Source organism: Coriobacteriaceae bacterium (assembly GCA_025757745.1).
GTDB lineage: Bacteria > Actinomycetota > Coriobacteriia > Coriobacteriales > Coriobacteriaceae > Collinsella.
This window is the reverse complement of record CP107217.1, coordinates 2228391-2245440: the sequence shown is the minus strand read 5'-3', so window position 1 is coordinate 2245440 and position 17050 is coordinate 2228391. Positions and strand designations below refer to the sequence as shown.

Sequence of the window (17050 nt, the reverse complement as noted above, 5' to 3'; positions counted from 1 at the left end):
CCTGGCCAGTTGGCCAGGGCCTCACAAACTTTTATTCCATTCAAATGACGGGCTGATTGCGCGCAGGAGGGTTCCCCGGGGCGGCGGGGTATTTCCTCCGCGCGCAGTTTCGCAGCGCAGCGAGAATGTTTGAGCACGGAGGAATTACCCCGCCGCCCCCGGGGCACCCTCCGTCAGTAGCCGGTCCTACTCGAGCTCAAACGCACCCGTATACAGCTGGTAGTAATACCCGTGCTTGGCAATCAGCTCGTCATGGCTGCCGCGCTCGATAATCTGCCCGTGATCCAGCACGCAGATCAGGTCAGAGTTGCGCACGGTGGAGAGACGGTGCGCGATCACAAACGTGGTCCTGCCCTCCATCAGCGCATCCATGCCACGCTGCACCAATGCCTCGGTGCGGGTGTCGATACTCGACGTGGCCTCATCCAGAATCATCGCGGGCGGGTCGGCCACCGCGGCGCGCGCAATGCTGATCAGCTGGCGCTGGCCCTGCGAGAGTCCGCTGCCATCGCCCTCAAGCACGGTGTCGTAGCCCGCCGGCAGCATGCGGATAAACCCGTCGGCGTTTGCAAGCCGCGCTGCCTCGATGCACTGCTCGTCCGTGGCGCCGGGGCAGCCGTAGCGAATGTTGTCCATGACGGTACCGGTGAACAGGTTCACGTCCTGCAACACCACACCGAGCGAACGGCGCAGGTCGGCCTTGCGGATCTTGTTGACGTTGATGCCGTCGTAGCGGATCTTGCCGTCGTCAATGTCGTAGAAGCGGTTGATAAGATTGGTGATCGTGGTCTTGCCGGCGCCCGTCGCACCAACGAGCGCGATCTTCTGCCCGGGCTCGGCTTCGAGCTCGATATCGTGCAGCACGAGCTTTTGGGGCACATAGCCAAAGCTCACATGATCGAGCATAATATGCCCCTTGAGCGGCACGAGCCCGCAGCCGCCATCGTGATGTGGGTTCTTCCAGGCCCAGCGCTCGGTTCGCTCGCTCGTTTCGACAAGCGCGCCGTCCGCGTCCTCGCGCACGTTGACCAGCGTCACGTAACCGTCGTCGGACTCGGGCTTCTCGTCCATGAGCGTAAAGATGCGCCCGGCGCCCGCAAGCGCGATGATGATCGAGTTGAGCTGGTTGGACACTTGCGCCACGGGGTTCATAAAGTTGCGCGTGAGCGTCAAAAACGATGCGATGGCGCCGAGCGTGAACGTGTCGAAACCGGTAAGTCCCAGGTTGGGTGTCCCCGCGATGGCCATGTAGCCGCCGAGCACAGCCACCACCACATAGATCAGGTAGCCAAGTGCGTTCATCATGGGCATGATCGAATTGCCCACGCCCTGCGCGTTCGTCGCAGCCTTTGCCCAGGCACGGTTGAGCTTGCCCATTCCGGTGCGTGCGGCGTCCTCGTGACAAAAGACCTTGATGACCTTCTGCCCGCCGACCATCTCCTCGATGTAGCCGTTGAGCGCGCCGAGCGTATCTTCCTGCTCGATAGAAAACGCCCCGATGACCCCCGTGATGCGGCCCACGAACACGAGCACCGCCGCCATGAGCACGCAGACCACCACGGTGAGCCCCACGCTCGTCCAAAGCATGCACACAAAGACCGCGACCAGCGTGAATACCGAGCTTACGAGCTGCGAGAGCGACTGCGCGATCATCTGGCGCAGGGTGTCGGTGTCGTTGGTGTAGAGGCTCATGATGTCGCCGTGCGCGTGTGTGTCGAAGTAACGCAAGGGGAGCGTCTGCATGTGCGAGAACATATCGTCGCGGATGCGTTTGAGCGTGCCCTGCGCCACGGTGACCATCGCGCGGTTGTAGACGAGCGTGGCCGCAACGCCCACCACATAGACGGCGCCGATGGTGATGAGCGCGTGCGCAAGGCCCGTCCATACGGGAGCGTCGGTCGCCAAAAGCGGGACGATGTAGTCGTCGATGAGTGCCTGCAAAAACATCGACGACGCGGCGCTCGCGATGGCAGAGAGCAGAATGCACACGACGACGAGTACAAGTTGTCCTCGGTAACAGGACATATACGAGAGCAGTCGCTTGACGGTTGCCATGTCGAGTTGCATCGCGGGCATGTCGGCGCCCGGTGCCGCTCCGTTTGCGGGGCGTTTATTCTGCTTACTCATCCTCTGCCGTTCCCTTCTGCTGCGACTCAAAGACCTCGCGATAGATATCGCTTGTGTGCAAAAGCTCTTCATGCGTGCCCACCGCGCTCACGCGGCCGTCGTCCATCACGACGATCTTGTCAGCGTGCATGACCGAGCTCACACGCTGCGCGATTACGATCTTGGTCGTGGCGGGCAGGTACTCGGCAAGGCCGCGTTGGATCTTGGCGTCGGTCTTGGTGTCGACGGCGCTCGTTGAGTCATCGAGCACGAGCACGCGCGGCTTGGCCACGAGCGCGCGGGCGATGCACAGGCGCTGCTTCTGCCCGCCCGAGACGTTGGTGCCGCCCTGCTCGATCATGGTCTGGTAACCGTCCGGCAGCTGGTCGATAAACTCGTCCGCGCAGGCGAGCTCGCAGGCGCGCACCAGCTCTGCATCGTTGGCCTCGGCGTCACCCCAGCGCAGGTTCTCGGCGATGGTGCCGCTAAAGAGCTCGTTTTTCTGCAGTACCATGGCCACCTGGCCGCGCAGCGCATCGAGGTCGTAGTCGCGCACATCGATGCCGCCCACGCGCACGGTGCCCGCGGTGACGTCATAGAGACGGGCGATGAGGTTCACAAGGCTCGACTTGGACGAACCCGTGCCGCCGATGATGCCCACGACCTCGCCGCTCTTGATGGTGAGGTTTACGTCCTCGAGTACGTTTTTCTCGGCCTTGCTCGCGTAGGCAAAGCTCACGTGGTCAAACTCCACGGAACCGTCCGCAACCTGCGTGACGGCGCGACCGGGCTCGGGGCTCGCGATGTCGCTCTGTTCGTTGAGTAGCTCGGCGATGCGCTTGGCCGAGCTCTGGGCAATCACGATAAGCGTAAAGACCATGGAGAGCATCATGAGCGCCATAAGGATTTGCGTGGCGTAGGTAAAGAGTGCGGTGAGCTGTCCTGTGGTGAGGCCGAGCGCGGCGTTGTTGCCCGAGGCCACGATGGCCTTAGCGCCGAGCCACGAGATGAGTATCATGCATGCGTACATGCAGGCCTGCATGAGCGGCGTATTGAGTGCGATGAGGCGCTCGCCGCGGGCGAAGTCCTCGTAGATGCATTGGCTGATACGGCCGAACTTGCCAATCTCGTGCTCCTCGCGGTTGAACGACTTGACCACGCGGATGCCTGCGACATTTTCCTGCACCACGTTGTTGAGCGTGTCGTAGGTAGCGAAAACGCGGTTGAAGATGCTGCTTACGCGCCACATGATGAGTCCGAGCGCGATGGCAAGGATGGGGATCACGGCCAGGAACACAAACGAAATCTGCCGGTTGATGGTAAACGACACGATCCAGCAGAACGCGAGCATCACGGGTCCGCGCACGCCCATGCGGATGATCATCATGTAGGCGTTTTGCACGTTGGTGACATCGGTGGTGAGGCGTGTGACGATCGAGCCGGTAGAGAACTTGTCGATGTTGCCGAAAGAGAAAGTCTGCACGTTGTCGTACATATCGTCGCGCAGGTTGGCGGCGAAACCCACTGAGGCGCGTGCGCCCATCCAAGCGCCGCCGGCGCCCACTCCAAATTCGAGAATGGCTAGGACGAGCAGCGCGATGCCAAGCCGCCAGACCTCGCCCATGTTGCCGGCTTGGATGCCGCGGTCGATGAGGTCGCTCATGACGAGCGGGATGGCGATCTCGAGTATCACCTCCAGGATGGAAAGTAGGATGGCGGTGACGGAGCTCTTGCGATATTGCCGCAGGCTCCGTGCAAGCGTTCGTATCATGTATGTTCCTTTCTGTACGAATCGGGCAGAAATACGTAGCAAGCTACGGAATAGGGTGTAAAGAAGCCCGTTGCAGGCGGATCGAATCCGGTGGGCGACGGGTGCTGATGAAGCTGTTGTTTATTGTTTGCAGACGTTGGCGTAGACCCGCCTGAGCATGCGGATGAGCTCCGTCTGCTCGCGCTCATCAAGGCCGGCGAGCAGTTCTCGATCGCGTTCGCGCATTGTGGCACGCATGCGGTCGCCAGCATCGTGTGCCTTGTCCGTAAGCTCAACGACCTTATTGCGTCGGTCATCCTCGGCTACCCAGGTGCACACAAAGCCGTTTTTCTCGAGCCGGCTCACGAGACCCGAGACCGTTGGGTGGGAAACCTTGAGGTTAGTTTCGATCTCTTTTTGGAGCGCTCGGCCCGCATGCTCAATGAGGTAGACGATCACCTGGCTTTGCGCAAAAGTGAGTCCTTGCTCCTTGAGGTCCGCGTCGGCAGACGCCTGCATGCGCTCGTTGATCACCTTAAACAGGGGTCCAACAGCATCTTCGGGAACCATTCCAGCCACCATCCTTTCTGTAGCATGCTACGTTTATATCACAACCCGAAGCATGCGACAAATTTACACAAAACGAGCCCCTGGCCAACCGGCCAGGGGCTCACAAACTTTTATTTCCTTCTAAATGACGGGCTGATTGCGCGCAGGAGGGTTCCCCGGGGCGGCGGGGTATTTCCTCCGCGCGCAGTTTCGCAGCGCAGCGAGAATGTTTGAGCACGGAGGAATTACCCCGCCGCCCCGGGGAACCCTCCGTCAGTAACCGGTCCTACTCGAGCTCAAACGCGCCGGTATAGAGCTGGTAGTAATATCCGCGCTTGGCAATCAGTTCATCGTGGTTGCCGCGCTCGATGATGCGGCCGTGATCCAGACAGATGATCGCGTCGGAGTTGCGCACGGTGGAGAGACGGTGCGCGATGACAAACGTGGTGCGGCCCTCCATGAGCTTATCCATGCCCGCCTGCACGATGGCCTCGGTGCGGGTGTCGATGCTCGACGTGGCCTCGTCCAGAATCATTGCCGGCGGATCGGCGACGGCGGCGCGCGCGATCGAAATCAGCTGGCGCTGGCCTTGCGACAGCTGGGCACCGTTGCCGGTAAGCATGGTGTCGTAGCCGTCGGGCAGGCGGGTGATAAAGTCGTCCGCGCCCGCGAGCTTGGCCGCCGCGATGCACTCCTCGTCGGTCGCATCCAGGTTGCCGTAGCGGATGTTATCCATCACGGTGCCGGTGAACAGGTTCACGTCCTGTAGCACGACGCCCAGCGAGCGGCGCAGATCGGCCTTGCGAATCTTGTTGACGTTGATGCCGTCGTAGCGGATCTTGCCATCGGCGATGTCATAGAAGCGGTTGATGAGGTTGGTGATGGTCGTCTTACCGGCACCGGTGGCGCCGACAAACGCGACCTTCTGACCCGGCTTGGCAAACACGGACACGCCGTGCAGCACCTCGTGGTCGGGCGTGTAACCAAAGTCGACGTTATCCATGACTAGGTCGCCGCGCAGCGGCACGTACTCGATCTCGCCGGTTGCGCGGTGCGGATGTTTCCACGCCCACATGCCGGTGTGGTGGTCAGCCTCCTCGAGCTGCCAGGTGTCGGGGTTGACCTGCGCGTTGACGAGCGTCACGTAGCCTTCGTCGGCTTCGGACTCCTCGTCGATGAGCTCAAAGATGCGGTCGGCGCCGGCGAGGCCCATGACCACGGCGTTGATCTGCTGCGAGATCTGGCCGATCTGTCCGCAGAACTGCTTGGTCATGTTGAGGAACGGCACCACGACGGCGATGGACAGCGCCATGCCCGAGATGCTCAGGTTGGGCACGCCCAGCGCCAGGAAAATGCCGCCTGCCAGTGCGACCAGCACGTAGAGCAGGTTGCCCAGGTTCATAAGGATGGGCATGAGGATGTTGGCGTACATGTTGGCCTTCTGGGAGACCTCGAAGAGCTTTTCGTTGCGCTCGTCAAAATCGGCCTCGGCGGCAGACTCGTGGCAGAACGCCTTGACGACCTTCTGTCCGTTCATGACCTCCTCGATATGGCCCTCGACCACGCCGAGTTCGGTCTGCTGCGCAATGAAGAAACGCGCGGAGTTGGAGCCGAGCAGCTTGGTCATAAAGGTCATAAAGGCGACGCCGGCGATGATGACCAGGCACATCCACACGCTGTAGTACAGCATGATAAAGAACACCGTGACGATGATGATGATCGTCATGAGCAGGTTGGGCAGCGACTGACTGATCATCTGGCGCAGCGTATCGATGTCGTTGGTGTAGTGGCTCATGATATCGCCGCGCTGGTGCGTGTCGAAGTAGCGGATCGGCAGGTCCTGCATGCGGTTGAACATCATCTCGCGCAGCTTCTCGAGCGAGCCCTGCGTGACGATAGCCATGGCGCGGTTCCAGAAGAGCGAGGACAGGACACCGACGCCGTAGATGCAGGCGAGGATGGTCACGAGCTGCAGAATCTTGGGCTGCGCGGCTTCCCAATCGCCCGACTGCCACGATTCGCTAATAATTTGCAGGGCGCTCTGCAGGAAGGTCGCGCCGATGGAGTTGATGATGGCGCAGAGCACCACGCCGGCGACGACGAGGGGCAAAAGTACAGGATAGAAGCCAAAGAGCGTCTTGATGAGGCGCGACATGGTGCCGCCCTTGCGGTTAAGCGCGCGTTCGGCGGTCGTTGCCTTACTCATGTGCCTCGCCTCCTTCCTGGGTCTGAACTTGCGTTGCGGATGCCTCGGTGTCGGCCTCGACGGCCCCTTCGCCCTCGGCAGACATCTTGTTTTGCGAGGTAAAGGTCTCGCGGTAGATCTCGCTCGTCTTAAGCAGCTCGTCATGGTTGCCGATCTGCGCGATTCGGCCGCCTTCCATGACGATGATGCGGTCTGCGTCCTGCACGGAGCTGATGCGCTGGGCGATGATGATCTTGGTCGTGTTGGGCAGATAGCTTGCCAGACCTGCGCGAATCTTGGCGTCGGTCTTGGTGTCGACGGCGCTGGTGGAGTCGTCCAGGATCAAGATCTTGGGGCGACGCAGCAGGGCACGCGCAATGCACAGGCGCTGCTTCTGACCGCCGGAAACATTGGAGCCGCCCTGTTCGATCCAGGTGTCATAGCCCTTGGGGAAGCCGTCGACAAACTCGTCGGCGCAGGCCAGATGCGCTGCCTCGCGGACTTCCTCGTCGGTGGCGTTCGGGTCGCCCCAACGCAGGTTCTCGGCGATGGTGCCGCTAAACAGCACGTTTTTCTGCAGCACCATGGCGACCTGGTGACGCAGCGCGTCCAGGTCGTAGTCGCGCACGTCCACGCCGCCCACGCGCACAGCGCCTTCGGTGGTGTCGTACAGGCGGGCGATGAGGTTAACGAGCGTGGACTTGGCCGAGCCGGTGCCGCCGATGATGCCGATGGTCTCGCCGCTCGTAATGTGCAGGTCGATATCGTCGAGCGCCTGGCGCTTCGCATGCTTGGAATACTTAAAGCTCACGTGGTCAAAGTCGATGGAACCGTCGGCAACCTCGAGCACGGGCTCAGCGGGATCGGCGATCGTGGGCTCGGCGGCCAGCACCTCGGCAATGCGGTGTGCCGATTCGTCGGCCATGGTCACCATGACAAAGATCATCGACAGCTGCATCAGGCTCATGAGAATCTGGAAACCATAGGTAAAGGTCGAGGAGAGCTGACCCACGTCGAACAGCGCGCCCTGGCTCGTGATGATGAGCTTGGAGCCCAGGTAGATGATGACGACAAACGCGCCGTTGACGCAGATGTTCATCATGGGGTTGTTAAAGGCGAGCAGCTTCTCGGCGCGGGTGAAGTCCATCTGGACGTCGCGTGCGGCGGTCGCGAATTTCTCCTTCTCAAAGTCTTCGCGCACGTAGCTCTTAACCACGCGCATGCCGGTGACGTTTTCCTCGACGGACTCGTTAAGGGCATCGTACTTGTGGAACACGCGCGAGAAGATGGGGCGCACCTTAAAGATGATAAAGAACAGCCCAAAGCCCAGCAGCGGAATGATGACCAGGTAGACCATGGCAACGCTGCCGCCCATGATAAACGCCATGGTAAAGGCGAAGATCAATACCAGCGGCGCGCGCACGGCGATACGGATGATCATCATAAAGGCCTGCTGCACGTTGTTGATATCGGTGGTCAGGCGCGTGACGAGCGAGGAGCTCGAGAACTCATCGATGTTGGCAAAGCTGAACGTCTGGATCTTGTAGAACAGGTCGTGACGCAGGTTCTTGGCGAAGCCGCAGCTCGCATGGCTGCAGGTGACGCCGGCGGCGGCACCAAAAGCAAGCGACGTCAGCGCGATGAGCACCAAAAAGCCCGCGGTGGGAAGCATCTCGGCTACGGTGGCGCCGTCTTTGATGGCGTCGATCAGGTTGGCGGTGATAAATGGAATCAGCATCTCGCAGAGCACCTCGCCAAGCACGAGCAATGGCGTGGCAACAGCGACTTTCATATAGTCGCGGATGCTGCCCATGAGGGTTTTAATCATCCAGTTCCTCCCAGGTTACACGGATTTTCTCGAGCATTTCGGCGAGCTGCTCGCGCTCGTCGTGAGTGAGGGCACTAAAGGCCCGTTCTCTAAAGCGGATGCGGGCCGCCTGGTCGATGCGGGCGTTTTCCCGGCCGGTTTCGGTCAGGCGAATGGTGAGCTGCCGTCGATCCTTGGGGTTACGGCTGCGCTCGATGAGACCGTTGACCTCGAGCTTGGACAGGATCTCGGAAAGCGACCCCGGCTTGAGGTCAAAGTGCATGCCGAGTTCCTGCTGCGACATCTCGCCGCCGGGCTGCTTGGCCAGCAGGCAGATGATGGGCGCCTTGCCGGACACGCCTCCGCCATGAAAATGCATGTAATGGCCGCAAAAACCCAGGCCGCTCAGGATGCGCTTGGCGAGTTTGTCTTCGGCACTGACCGCTTCGGGTACATCCGCCGGCTGTGACGGGTCGCCGCCGGGCTCGTGCGAACAAAGGTTAAGAGGTTCATCGCACATGAATTAGTGTTGCTCCTTTCTTTAGTTAGGTAGTGGAATTGTTTTGTGCCTAACCAATCTAGGAGCATGAGAAATGAATGTCAAGGTACCAAACTAGTGGTTGCGCGGTTTTGCCAAACCGCGCAACGGCTCGACGCTGCAAACCCGCCAGAGCGGCAATCTGCCTTTCAACTTCGGCGGCATGACCAGAAGGTCAATGCCGCCTTGCTTCAAGGCACCTTGCTCGCTCTGACGGGTTTTCGCTGACTTCGCCAAAACATCGGCGTTGCCCTTGTTGGGATAGTCGTTGGGGACGCTCTTGTTGAGTGATCCGTGGGGGACGGAGGAAAACGAATCATTTTGGGCTGCGGTGACACCCTTTCGAAGTTGCTTTGTCCAAAACTATGCCGGATTACTACGATGAATTCGAAATATCAGACCTCGGCATTGTTTTTCGTAAAATCACAAGCTGTCTACCTGCGGTTTTGCCGGAGTGCAATTCGTTGTGGTTGGAGGCTAACGGTTTATCGTAGTAATCCGGCATAGTTTTGGAATGGTAGTAAATAGATGGCAGCTACTGTGCCGCTACCGCCGCGATTTTGCCTCCCATTTCCGTAACCTTTCCGCAACAATGTGCCCTCCTCGGCGCCTGCGCCCGCTTGCAACGCCCCCTGCGCTACACTTAGTCGCACTATGGCGCCGTCGCGTCGCACCCGACCCAAGGGGGACACTCATGAAGAACACTCAGCTGCTGCTGATCAACGATATGTGCGGCTACGGTAAGGTCGCGCTTTCTGCCATGCTGCCGGTGCTGTCGCACATGGGTTACCGTATCCACAACCTGCCGACGGCCCTCGTTTCCGATACGCTCAACTACCCCAAGTTTTACATCCACGACACCACGGAGTACGTGCGTCAGAGTCTTGCCATCTGGGAGGAGCTCGGCTTTGAATTCGACGCCATCTCGACCGGCTTTATCGTGACCGAGGAAGAGGCGCGCATCATCTCGGACTTTTGCCACCGCCGTTCGCAAAAAGGCACCAAGGTGTTCGTCGACCCCATCATGGCCGACAACGGCAGGCTCTACGCCGGCGTGCCCGAATCGACCATCGGCCTTATGCGCAGCCTGGTCGAGTGCGCCGACTACGCGGTGCCCAACTATACCGAGGCGTGTCTGCTCACCGATACGCCTATGGCCGAGCAGATTACGGCCGATGAGGCTCGTGCGCTCGTGGACGCCATGCTCGCGCTGGGCGCCAAGTCGGTGGTCATTACGAGCGCGAAGGTCGACGGGGCGAGTGCCGTCATCGGCTACGACCATGTGGCGGGAGAGTACTTCACGATTCCCTTTGACCTGATTCCGGTCTATTTCCCGGGCACGGGTGACACGTTCTCGGCGGTGCTCGTCGGCCGCGTTATGACAGGCTGGAGTCTGCAGCGCGCGACGTCCGATGCCATGCGTGTGGTGGCTGAGCTTATCGAGCGCAATGCCGACCAAGAGGACAAGTCGGCTGGCCTTCCCATCGAGGCCTGCCTGGATGTGATTGACCATGAGTAATGCTGGCGAGGACGGCGTCAAGCCTGCGGGCGAGAACAGGCCGCTCGGCGCGCCGCGTGGCAAGCGTCCGCGTATCCGCGTGAGCTGCGTGGACCAGCTGGGCACATGCCGCTGCCATCACGGGCACAAGCCGGGTGACGTCTTCGACTTCGACCGCGACCGCGGCAAGATGTGTTCCATGGCATGTCACGTGGGCTTTCCCTATATCGATATCCTGCGCTATGGCGGAACCGTGCCTGGCAACGAGCCCGGCACGGCAAAGTTCTGCTGTCCCGAGGTCGACACGTTGAACGTCTGGCTTGCCGAGATCGTCGACGAGTAACCGAGCGAGGATTTTCTCCCGTCGAAATATCGAGCGTGGATTATCTCCCGTTTTGGGCGCAATTTCGCACTCAAAGTGGGAGATAGTCCTCGCTCGATTTGTATGCGAGAATTCCGACCTCACTTATGCCCATGCTTAGGCGCACGCGTCGTTGTTCTGTGCGCGAGTAAGCTCAAATTTCTGCATTTCATCCAATTTCGGTACTAAAAATCTCTGCATTTCATCGATAATAGTCGATATAAATATCTGCATTTCATTTATCGAGGCGATGGGAGAGCTTATGTTGCGCAGGAAAATCGCTGATGAGCTTGATTGTTGGCAGAGATCCATTGAACGAAAGGCGTTGTTCGTCACGGGTTCTCGCCAAATCGGTAAGAGCTACTCGATTCGCGAGTTCGGTAAGTCAAACTACGCAACCTATATCGAGCTCAATCTCGCGGAAAATCGCCAGGCAAAAGATGCTCTTCTCGAGGCACGGGATGCCGACGATTTCATCAGCAGGGTGACGCTTCTCTCGGGAAAGCCGATAGCACCGGGCAAAACGCTCGTGTTTATCGATGAGGTCCAAGAGGCCCCCGACATCATGACGATGGCAAAGTTCCTTGTTGAGGACGGGAGGTGCCGCTGGGCGTTTTCGGGGTCAATGCTCGGGACCCAGTTCAAGGGCGTTAGGTCCTATCCCGTGGGATATGTTCACGAGCTTAGGATGTTCCCGCTCGATTTTGAGGAGTTTTGCTGGGCGATCGGGGTGAGCGAGGGAGCTCGCCAAACGATACGCGACGCGTGTATCAGCGAGAAGCCCATTCCTGATTACATTCATGACGCGATGATGGCAAACTTCAGGACCTATACCGTTGTCGGCGGAATGCCGGAGGTCGTGCAGCGCTTTCTTGACACGCGGGGCGACCTTGCCTCTGTTCGTCAGCTACAGTCAGAGCTCAACGAACAGTACCGGCGGGATATCTCCAAGTATGCAAGCGGGCGAGCCCTTCAGGTGCAGAGCATTTACGATCAGCTCCCTATTATGCTCGAGGGCGAAAACAAGCGCTTCGTGCTCAATTCCATTGACCCCAAGGCTCACTACGAGAAGTATCAGCGAGATTTTGTATGGCTTGTCGATGCCGGCGTTGCTCTCAAAGCCGATATCGTAACCGAGCCAAAATCGCCCTTGCTCAAGACGGCACGGCCATCGCAGTTCAAGCTATATCAATCGGATACGGGCATGTTGATGGCGCGCTACCCCGTCGGAGTCGCCCAAGCGGCGTATCTTGATAGCAAGGAGCCCAAGCTGGGCGGCATTTACGAAAACGTGGTGGCCCAGCAGCTGGCTGCCCAAAATCGCCAGCTTTACTACTATCAGACAAAAAAGCGCGGTGAAGTGGACTTTGTGGTCGATGGACCGGATGGGACGGCTGTTCCGATCGAGGTTAAATCGGGCTCCTATTACCACGCGCACGCTGCGCTCGGTCATGTGCTTGATACGGCTGAATATGGCGTAAGGCTCGGGATTGTTTTCTCGAGAGGCAACGTTGAGCGCAACGGAGCGGTTCTCTATTTGCCGCTATATGCGACCTGGGCCCTTTCGGATGTTTTGGGCGACTCCTGCGCCGAGGGGATAAAGCTGGAGGTCAAGCCGGTCTAGGGCTAGTCCCCGATGCGACAAAGGCGTGGCCCGCGACCTCGATTGCCTACAGCTGCTCGAGCATAGCGGTGCAGCCGTCGAGTACGTCGCGGTAGGTGGCATCGAAATTGCCGGTGTACCAGGGGTCGGCCACGTCGCCGGGGCGCTCGGTCCAATCGAGCATGCGCGTAATCTTGCCGTCGGGGTCGTCGCCAAAGATGCGACGCAGGCCACGCGCGTTCTCGTCGTCCATATAGACAATGTGGTCCCAGTCGCCATACTCCGCGCGACGCACCTGACGTGCACGATGTGCGACGACGGGAATCCCGACCTCGCGCAGCTTGGCAACGGTACCGTGGTGTGGCGGGTTGCCGATCTCCTCGGTCGAGGTCGCAGCGGAGTCAATGACAAACTCGCCCGCGCGCCCGGCGCGCCGCACCAGCTCGGTAAACACCGACTCAGCCATCGTCGAGCGACAGATGTTGCCATGGCAGATAAACAGTATGCGTTGCATGAGCGGTTTCCTTTCTAGGCGGTCGTGCAGGGCTTACAGACTGCTCTTGAGGCAGTTTGCTCCAATAAAGCCCGCTGCGTACAAGGGGAGGTGGCGTAGCTCGCGCCCGTCATCGGTTTCGCTGCGGAAAAAATTGTTCTCGGACAAAATGTAGGCATATGGCGATCGGGCTTTGTCCATGAACGACCCGAGGGTTCTCGCGCGCACGTTGCGTGCGGACTTTACCTCGACGGGCACGATTTCCATACGGTCGGTCTGAAGTAGAAAATCGAGCTCGCCGGTCGTCTTCCAAGACGACGGCGGCACCCAGTAATACGTCTGCAAGCTGTTACCCGAAAATGCTTGCATGACCGAGTTTTCCGCCAGGGCGCCTCGGAAGTCGGAAGATAGCGCTATGGCGGAATCTTCTTTGAGGTCGAGCCAGAGCCTCGGGTTGATGCCGAGTTTGTAGAACATGAGGCCGGTATCGAGAAGATAGACCTTAAAGAAACTTCCATCTTCGTCGTCGAAGGGAACGAGGGGAGGCTCGATGCCTTCGGTCAGGTTGTTGACCGATATGATACCGGCGCCTTCGAGCCAGTCGAGCGGCTCGATAAGCTTGGCGCGACGGCCTCCGCGTTCGACCTCGGAGTACTTGAATTTTTTTGTGGACGATCTCAGCAGCTGGGACGGAATGGAGCGCCAGACCTTGCGTGCCGCCACGCCGCTGATCCCGTTTTCGGGGTCGGTCATATCGGCGGTATAGGTCTCGTTGATTTCGCGCTGCTCGACGCGCGCATCCTCGATGGATAACGTCTTGCGATATGCGTTGACGGCGGCGGGCATGCCGCCCACGATCTGGTATCGATGAAACAGGCTGAGCGCGGCTTGGTGCGCGGCGTAGGTCTCGAGCGTGCCGGCGTGGGTACGAATGGCATCGGCCATCTGCTCCTCATCGAGCGCCCAGAGAAACTCCTCGAACGACATAGGATGCATGGTCTCTTGACGAACGCCGCTGGGAAAAGGCAGCTTACGTTTGCGCGTGGCGACGCCGAGCTGACTGCCGGTCGCGCATATGCGCCAGCCCGAACCCGAAAAAAAGCGAAGCGAGTTGAGCGCCCGTTCGCAGAGCTGCACCTCGTCAAACAGGATGAAGGTGGTTTCTTTGCGAATGGGGGCGCGTTTATAGTCTGAAATCCGCGCCACGATGGTGTCAACGTCGTCGGTGGGACAATCGAACAGCGGAGCGATCAGCTCAAGATCGGTCTGAAAGTCGAGTTTGACAAACGCATCGCCGGCGATTCGCCTGCCGATTTCCTCGGCAGCGTACGTTTTGCCTACGCGTCGCGCACCACGGATGAGGAGGGGGCGTGAGGCGTCCTTTGTCGCCCATGATTCGATAACGGACTCGATTGATCTGCGCATGGGGCCACCTTTCCAATTTCGTGTACTTCAGATACATAGTTTAGTACGATTTCATGTACTTGAAATACACGAAATAATAGAAAAGCGTGTATCTCAAATACACGAAATTGCACTGCTGAAGCTTCCAGGCGGATAAACATACTCATATTGGGCGGTTTTCACCGGTTACTCGCCACCTTGGGCTATGTTTGCCCCTATGCCCGTATTGAGGGCCGTGCTGATTGACGACGGCGCTCCCAGCGAGCCAGCTTAATCGTCACCAGCGTGAGGGCCCAGGCCACAAGCGAGAACGCGGCGCCCACTGCGCCCACGTACGCAATGCCAACGCTGCTTACCACGGCGCCGCCCACTGCGGTGCCAAACGAGATGCCGACGTTAAACGCCATGGGCTCAACCGAACTTGCGAGTACCATCGACTTGGGATGGCGGCTGCGTGCCACGTCCATAAAGTGCGTGATGCATGAGACCGAGAACAGGTACATGAGCATCGCCAGGCTAAAGACAAAGACCAGCGCGAGCGGCATGGCGGCGCCCACGGCAAACAGCCCGAGCAGTGCCGCCGCCTGCAGCACAAACGTAACCAGCAGCGCCTTCATGCCAAAACGCGCATCGATCCATCCGCCCAGGATGTTCGAGATCAGGCAGAACACGCCATAGGCCATAAGTGTGGTGCTCGCCTGAACGGTATCCATGCCCAGCACCTGCTCCAGATAAGGCGTCACGTAGCCGTAGAATACGTAGACCGAGCCCACGCCAAACAAGAAGATGAGCATGCCGGTGATGATACTCGGCTCGCGTAGTAGCCCCGCCTGCTCGCGGAAGGTGGCGGGCTCATCGGTCTGCCCGGCGCGAGGCATAAACGCCACGAGCGCGCTACAGATCAAAACGGCAAAGGTCAGCGTGCCGTACATGGCCACGTGCCAATCGAGTGTGTCGGCCACAAACTTGCCAATCGAGGTCACAAAGACCATCGCCACGGAAAACGCGCCGTACACGACCGAGATGGCAAGTGAGGTTTGCTGCGGGGATAGCAGCTCAGGGATGTACGTCACGCCCACGGCGAGCAGCGCACCCGAGACAGAGCCCAGGACAATGCGTGAGATAAACAGCACCTGGAAGTTGGGAGCCAACGCCATGACCAGGTTGCCGAGCACAAAGACGACGCTATAGCACACGAGCAGCTGGTAGCGGCGGAATCGCCCCGTGCTGAGCGCGAGCACCGGCGTCGCGATAGCGTAGACGAGCGCAAACACGCTGATGAGCTGGCCCGCAGTGGCAAGTGATATGCCGAGTTCCGTTGCCAAGTCGCTTTCGATGCCGATGACCACGAACTCGGAGCAGCCGAGCGAGAATCCCAACAGCACGAGCAGCGCCAGGCAGAGCTTGGTGCGCGCGGGGGAGAGCGCGGCGGCGGTTGGCTTACTTTTAGGCGTGGTTGCGGCGGTCAAGGTTGTCACTCCAATGTCGCATGAATAAGCGGGATTCAATCCCTGCAACTCTAACAGAATGTGACAAAGGGGCAGTCCCTTTGTCACATGGAGGGCTTGCCTGTATAGTCGCAATACAGGCGAAGATGGTCTCAGGTACATCGCGGGCGGCAGGAGATCCCATGGGTATGCACACGACAAAGGTTGCAGTGGGCGAGGGCAAGTTTGCGCTCGAGGCCCAGCTGACGGTGACGCCGCGAGGCATGGCGGTGTACGCCTGCTCGCCGGAGTTTGCGCACCTGGGCGCCACGGCGCAGGCCATTCCGCGCCCCGAGCCCGGCCGTACGGCAACGGTGAGCATCCTGGCCGTTCCGTGCCATCGAGACGAGATCCCGGCGCACGATATCGCGGCGGCGCTGGCCACGCGCTTTGGCGTGCCGGTAGTTGCAAGCACGGGTTTTCATGTTGAACAAGCGAGCGGTGACGACCTGCAGCGCGTGCTCGACACCACCAAGGAGCTCATCGCCGCGCTCGAGGAAGCCGCAGCCCGCATTCTGCGCGCCGGCTGGGATGAGGGCGGTGCGGGCGCCGAGGTCGTGGCGGTCGATGCTGCGACCGGCGAGGCGCTTGGCTCCGTCGACCGCATCGAGGCCCATGCTGGTGAGGGCATCCTGCATCAGGCATTTCTGACGCTTTTGGTCGAGGGCCGGGGCGAAGACGCGCGCCTGCTGCTCTGTCGCCGCAGTCCGCTCAAGCGCCTGTGGGGCGGGGTGCTGGCCGATAGCTGCGCCGGCCATCCGCTCCCCGGGGAAGACGTCGCGGCCGCCACGGCGCGCCGCATCAACGAAGAGCTCGGCATTACGCGCGAGCCCGATCAGCTCAAGCACCTCGGACACGTGGTGTACCGCGAGGACCACGGCGACGGTCGCTGCGAGTGCGAATGGTGCGAGGTCTACCTTGCCCATGTTGAGCCGGGCGAGCTGCATATCAACCAAGAGGAGACCTCGGAAGTGCGTCGCGTGGCTCCGTCCGAGCTCAAAGGCTACCTGCAGGGTCACCCCGAGCAGCTGGCCCCCTGGCTCCGCGAGGCCCTCGGCGACCCATTCATCCGCACGGCCCTCGCTATGTAAAAAAGACAGTCCCTTTGCCACATCCAAACCGTCACAACATTCGGCGAAAATCTCGAAAACGAGGAAAAGCGTCGAATGTTGTGACGGTTTTTGTCTAGGGAATCGCTTCTCATCCAAAAAATCCGCTTGACTGTATTGCCGCAACACAGCGCAACGTAAGGGGTGTCCGATAACGGGC

General features: G+C 59.8%; 13 protein-coding genes. 4 read left to right on the top strand and 9 right to left on the bottom strand.

The genetic code is table 11. The annotated features are described in order from the left end of the window. Window positions 1–186: 186 nt before the first annotated feature. The 6 genes from OGM60_09815 to OGM60_09790 form a co-directional block, all read right to left on the bottom strand. Complete coding sequence (locus tag OGM60_09815) at window positions 187–2127, bottom strand: ABC transporter ATP-binding protein/permease (GenBank protein UYI99164.1); 1941 nt, start codon at window positions 2125–2127, stop codon at window positions 187–189. Then, a complete protein-coding gene (locus OGM60_09810) occupies window positions 2120–3877 on the bottom strand; it encodes an ABC transporter ATP-binding protein/permease (protein ID UYI99163.1) in 1758 nt (585 codons plus the stop codon). The genes OGM60_09815 and OGM60_09810 overlap by 8 nt, the downstream gene beginning before the upstream one ends. A gap of 120 nt (window positions 3878–3997) precedes the next feature. Next, window positions 3998–4426, bottom strand: a complete 429-nt coding sequence (locus OGM60_09805) for a MarR family transcriptional regulator (protein UYI99162.1) — start codon at window positions 4424–4426, stop codon at window positions 3998–4000. A 265-nt stretch (window positions 4427–4691) separates the two neighbouring features. Then, window positions 4692–6611: an ABC transporter ATP-binding protein/permease gene (locus OGM60_09800; GenBank protein ID UYI99161.1), complete on the bottom strand. Its 1920-nt coding sequence runs from the start codon at window positions 6609–6611 to the stop codon at window positions 4692–4694. Then, a complete protein-coding gene (locus OGM60_09795; protein ID UYI99160.1) occupies window positions 6604–8418 on the bottom strand; it encodes an ABC transporter ATP-binding protein/permease in 1815 nt (604 codons plus the stop codon). The genes OGM60_09800 and OGM60_09795 overlap by 8 nt, the downstream gene beginning before the upstream one ends. Continuing rightward, a complete protein-coding gene (locus tag OGM60_09790; protein UYI99159.1) occupies window positions 8411–8917 on the bottom strand; it encodes a MarR family winged helix-turn-helix transcriptional regulator in 507 nt (168 codons plus the stop codon). Before OGM60_09790 ends, OGM60_09795 begins: the two co-directional genes overlap by 8 nt. 712 nt (window positions 8918–9629) lie before the next feature. Between OGM60_09790 and OGM60_09785 the strand changes: the two genes are divergently transcribed. From OGM60_09785 to OGM60_09775, 3 genes are all read left to right on the top strand, one after another. Beyond that, entirely contained in the window at window positions 9630–10454 is an 825-nt protein-coding gene (locus OGM60_09785) for a PfkB family carbohydrate kinase (protein UYI99158.1), read from the top strand. Then, window positions 10447–10776 (top strand): TIGR04076 family protein, encoded by a 330-nt coding sequence (locus OGM60_09780; GenBank protein UYI99157.1) that lies wholly within the window; start codon window positions 10447–10449, stop codon window positions 10774–10776. The genes OGM60_09785 and OGM60_09780 overlap by 8 nt, the downstream gene beginning before the upstream one ends. Before the next feature lie 151 nt (window positions 10777–10927). Continuing rightward, a complete protein-coding gene (locus tag OGM60_09775) occupies window positions 10928–12418 on the top strand; it encodes an ATP-binding protein (GenBank protein ID UYI99156.1) in 1491 nt (496 codons plus the stop codon). Between the two features lie 46 nt (window positions 12419–12464). Here the strand turns inward: OGM60_09775 and OGM60_09770 are convergent, their stop codons facing one another. The 3 genes from OGM60_09770 to OGM60_09760 all read right to left on the bottom strand — a co-directional run bounded on the left by OGM60_09770 (window position 12465) and on the right by OGM60_09760 (window position 15772). Then, window positions 12465–12911: a low molecular weight phosphotyrosine protein phosphatase gene (locus tag OGM60_09770; protein ID UYI99155.1), complete on the bottom strand. Its 447-nt coding sequence runs from the start codon at window positions 12909–12911 to the stop codon at window positions 12465–12467. 33 nt (window positions 12912–12944) lie between these two features. Next, window positions 12945–14315, bottom strand: a complete 1371-nt coding sequence (locus tag OGM60_09765) for an ATP-binding protein (protein UYI99154.1) — start codon at window positions 14313–14315, stop codon at window positions 12945–12947. Window positions 14316–14509: 194 nt separating this feature from the next. Further along, the gene (locus OGM60_09760) at window positions 14510–15772 is read right to left on the bottom strand and encodes an MFS transporter (protein UYI99153.1); all 1263 of its coding nucleotides are present in this window, start codon (window positions 15770–15772) and stop codon (window positions 14510–14512) included. Between the two features lie 152 nt (window positions 15773–15924). On the opposite strand from OGM60_09760, the gene OGM60_09755 reads away from it, so the two are divergent. Next, a complete protein-coding gene (locus OGM60_09755; GenBank protein UYI99152.1) occupies window positions 15925–16872 on the top strand; it encodes an NUDIX domain-containing protein in 948 nt (315 codons plus the stop codon). Window positions 16873–17050 lie beyond the last annotated feature (178 nt).

Bases quoted from the DNA above. Each gene is read 5' to 3' on its own strand.
- OGM60_09815 (UYI99164.1), bottom strand. From the start codon at position 2,127: ATGAGTAAGCAGAATAAACGCCCCGCAAACGGAGCGGCACCGGGCGCC.
- OGM60_09810 (UYI99163.1), bottom strand. From the start codon at position 3,877: ATGATACGAACGCTTGCACGGAGCCTGCGGCAATATCGCAAGAGCTCC.
- OGM60_09805 (UYI99162.1), bottom strand. From the start codon at position 4,426: ATGGTTCCCGAAGATGCTGTTGGACCCCTGTTTAAGGTGATCAACGAG.
- OGM60_09800 (UYI99161.1), bottom strand. From the start codon at position 6,611: ATGAGTAAGGCAACGACCGCCGAACGCGCGCTTAACCGCAAGGGCGGC.
- OGM60_09795 (UYI99160.1), bottom strand. From the start codon at position 8,418: ATGATTAAAACCCTCATGGGCAGCATCCGCGACTATATGAAAGTCGCT.
- OGM60_09790 (UYI99159.1), bottom strand. From the start codon at position 8,917: ATGTGCGATGAACCTCTTAACCTTTGTTCGCACGAGCCCGGCGGCGAC.
- OGM60_09785 (UYI99158.1), top strand. From the start codon at position 9,630: ATGAAGAACACTCAGCTGCTGCTGATCAACGATATGTGCGGCTACGGT.
- OGM60_09780 (UYI99157.1), top strand. From the start codon at position 10,447: ATGAGTAATGCTGGCGAGGACGGCGTCAAGCCTGCGGGCGAGAACAGG.
- OGM60_09770 (UYI99155.1), bottom strand. From the start codon at position 12,911: ATGCAACGCATACTGTTTATCTGCCATGGCAACATCTGTCGCTCGACG.
- OGM60_09765 (UYI99154.1), bottom strand. From the start codon at position 14,315: ATGCGCAGATCAATCGAGTCCGTTATCGAATCATGGGCGACAAAGGAC.
- OGM60_09755 (UYI99152.1), top strand. From the start codon at position 15,925: ATGGGTATGCACACGACAAAGGTTGCAGTGGGCGAGGGCAAGTTTGCG.